This window comes from Ligilactobacillus sp. (assembly GCF_036846325.1).
Lineage (GTDB): Bacteria > Bacillota > Bacilli > Lactobacillales > Lactobacillaceae > Ligilactobacillus.
Window position 1 is genome coordinate 25380 of sequence record NZ_DAIUCE010000015.1, and the last position, 2324, is coordinate 27703.

Annotated in this window: 3 protein-coding genes; all 3 read left to right on the forward strand. The window is 46.0% G+C overall.

Annotated elements, in window-relative coordinates:
* The first annotated feature begins 74 nt into the window (after nucleotides 1-74).
* Genes lepB through V7Z60_RS02915 form a run of 3 tightly spaced genes read left to right on the forward strand, consistent with a single transcriptional unit; the run spans nucleotide 75 to nucleotide 2265 of the window.
* Nucleotides 75-614 (forward strand): signal peptidase I, encoded by a 540-nt coding sequence (lepB, locus tag V7Z60_RS02905; RefSeq protein ID WP_334116162.1) that lies wholly within the window; start codon nucleotides 75-77, stop codon nucleotides 612-614.
* A 13-nt stretch (nucleotides 615-627) separates the two neighbouring features.
* Complete coding sequence (gene ylqF / locus V7Z60_RS02910) at nucleotides 628-1482, forward strand: ribosome biogenesis GTPase YlqF (RefSeq protein WP_334116164.1); 855 nt, start codon at nucleotides 628-630, stop codon at nucleotides 1480-1482.
* Nucleotides 1483-1494: 12 nt separating this feature from the next.
* The gene (locus V7Z60_RS02915; RefSeq protein WP_334116165.1) at nucleotides 1495-2265 is read left to right on the forward strand and encodes a ribonuclease HII; all 771 of its coding nucleotides are present in this window, start codon (nucleotides 1495-1497) and stop codon (nucleotides 2263-2265) included.
* Nucleotides 2266-2324: the final 59 nt, after the last annotated feature.

Genomic DNA, 2324 nt, shown 5'->3' on the forward strand with positions numbered 1-2324 from the left:
GTTCCCTCTTTTTTTTTAAACAAATCCTTGTTATGATTAAGTAGTGTGAACAAATTTACAAGGGGGCGAAGTCCATGAAAAAAATGCTGAACAGGTTCAACTGGAAATACTGGGTTCCGTTAGTCGGAATGGCAGGCTTGTCAGCATTGTTTTTCCGTACTTTCGTCCTCGCTCCGGTTGAAGTCGTCGGCAACTCGATGGAACCTGCCTTACATGACGGAAATGAAGTGCTGGTCAGAAAATACGGCAAGGTCAAGCGTTTTGAGATCGTGATCTTTACGCTTCCCAATGGAAAAACATGCGTCAAACGCATCATTGGCCTTCCTGGCGACATGATTTCCTATAAGAACGACACATTATACGTGAACGGAAAAGCGGTTGACGAAACATTTCTTGATGACGTCAAGAAACAATACAATACCTATACGTCCGATTTTTCCCTGAGCGAGCTTATCGGTAAGAAAAGGGTTCCTGAAAATCAATACTTCGTGCTGGGCGACAACCGCAGAATCAGCAAGGATTCCCGGACATTCGGAACCATTAAGGGCGAATGGATATCAGGACGCGTCCTGTTGAACTACTGGCCGATTACTTCATTCAAATTACTCAATTAAGACGGAGGGAAAAATGACTGTTATTCAGTGGTATCCTGGGCACATGGCAAAGGCCTTGCGTCAGGTAAAGGAAAATTTAAATGCAGTGGACATCGTTTTGGAACTGGTTGATGCCAGATTGCCGGAATCTTCAAGGAATCCGCAACTGGAAGAATTGTTGAAAAACAAGAAGAGCATCATCGTTTTGACGAAGATGGATCTGGCAGATCCAAAGATTACGAGAGAATGGATTGAATATTATGAGCAAAACGGACATCCGGCAATTGCCGTCAACAGCAATCAAGGTACTCTTCCGGCAATCGAAAGGAAAATCAGGGAAGTTTTGAAGGAAAAAATTGCGGCGAAAGAAGCACGCGGAATCAAGAATTCACGCATCAAGGCAATGTGTATCGGGATTCCCAACGTTGGCAAGTCAACGCTTCTCAACCGTCTGGTAAAAAAGAACGTCGCAATCGTCGGCAACAAGCCCGGGGTCACCAAGGCACAACAATGGCTGAAGGCAGGTTCAAGCCTGTTGCTGCTTGACACTCCGGGAATTCTGTGGCCGAAATTCGAAGATCCGATCGTCGGCAAGAAGCTCGCCTTGACGGGTGCTGTCAAGGATACGCTTTATGCCAAGGATGACGTTGCATTGTACGAATTGGAATATTTTGTTGACAACCATCCTCAGGCACTGGCAGAGCGCTATAAACTGGATGAATCAGACCTGGATCAGCCGACCGTCGAACTATTGCTTTCAATCACCAGGAAAATGGGCTTCAAGGAAGATTATGACCGTGCAAGCGAGCGTTTGATCTTTGAATGTCGCAAGGGAAAGCTCGGGCGTTTCACGTTGGATGCCGTTCCCAAAGATCCTGCCAGAGTTTAAGGGGGCTTTGGCATGGAAAAAAAGATGACGATCGGTCAGGCAAAAAGAATGCTTGAAGAAGATCCGACACCTGAATTGTTGGAGACGTTGAGAAAAGACGAGCGCAAGGGGATTCAAAAGCTCCTTTTGGCGTATGACAAGAGAATCCAGAAAAAGTTACAAAAGCAGGCCGAGTTTGAAAACAGGCTCAGGCTTGAGCGTGCTTATTGGAATTCCGGCATTGAAAACGTCGGAGGAATTGATGAAGTCGGCCGCGGGCCGTTGGCAGGACCCGTCATCGCCTGTTGCGTAATCTTACCGCACGATTTTGATTTGATTGACGTCAATGATTCCAAACAGCTGACTGCGGAAAAAAGAGAAGAGCTTTACGGATTGATTCTGGAACGTGCGATTGATGTCGGAATCGGCTGCGTTGACAATCGGATGATTGATGAAATCAACATTTATGAAGCGGCACGCGTTGCGATGAAGCAGGCTGTCGAGTCCCTGCGCATCAAACCCGAGCAGCTTCTAATCGATGCGATGCAGATTGAAACCGACATCCCTCAGAAAAAACTCATCAAAGGAGATGCCAAATCTGCCTCCATCTCAGCCGCAAGCATTGTTGCCAAGGTAAATCGAGATCATTTGATGCAGTTTTATGACAGAATTTACCCGGGATATGGTTTTTCCAAAAATGACGGATACGGAACCAGAGAACACCTGACGGGATTGGAAAAGCTGGGTCCGTGTCCGATTCATAGAATGACTTTTGAGCCGGTCAAGTCAAAATATTTTAAATAGTCCGGCTGCTTTTTTGCGCCTTTATCAGTATATAAAGAGTAAAAAAGGCAGGTTTGCGT

Excerpts from the sequence above, each read along its gene's own strand:
- ylqF (WP_334116164.1), top strand. The coding sequence starts at position 628 with ATGACTGTTATTCAGTGGTATCCTGGGCACATGGCAAAGGCCTTGCGT.
- lepB (WP_334116162.1), top strand. The coding sequence starts at position 75 with ATGAAAAAAATGCTGAACAGGTTCAACTGGAAATACTGGGTTCCGTTA.
- V7Z60_RS02915 (WP_334116165.1), top strand. The coding sequence starts at position 1,495 with ATGGAAAAAAAGATGACGATCGGTCAGGCAAAAAGAATGCTTGAAGAA.